The following is a 286-nucleotide window of genomic DNA, read 5'->3' as shown; positions in this document are numbered from 1 at the left end:
CCTCAAGGCGTGGCTCATCCGCGTGACGGTGAACGAGTGCAAAAGCCACTGGCGCACCCTGTGGCGCCGACGCGTGGAATTGCGCGACATCACCGACGCCGACGGCGCGCCCCTGGGCGCGGCGCAGGACACACCATCGTTCAGCAATCCCGCCTACGAGGATCTGTACGCCGCTTTGGCCCAGCTGCCCGAGAAATGCCGCATCGTGGTGCACCTGTACTATTTCGAGGACTACAGCACGCGTGACATCGCGGCCATCTTGGGCGTGAAGGAGCCCACGGTGCGC

1 protein-coding gene is annotated in these 286 nt (G+C 65.4%); it reads left to right on the top strand.

Features of this window, described 5'->3' with window-relative positions; genetic code table 11:
- A partial coding sequence (locus PZH32_RS14030) for an RNA polymerase sigma factor (protein ID WP_275208884.1) occupies positions 1 to 286 on the top strand: 286 nt, incomplete at both ends.

Source organism: Adlercreutzia equolifaciens (assembly GCF_029076695.1).
Lineage (GTDB): Bacteria > Actinomycetota > Coriobacteriia > Coriobacteriales > Eggerthellaceae > Adlercreutzia > Adlercreutzia equolifaciens_A.
This window is presented reverse-complemented; position numbering and strand designations above follow the sequence as displayed.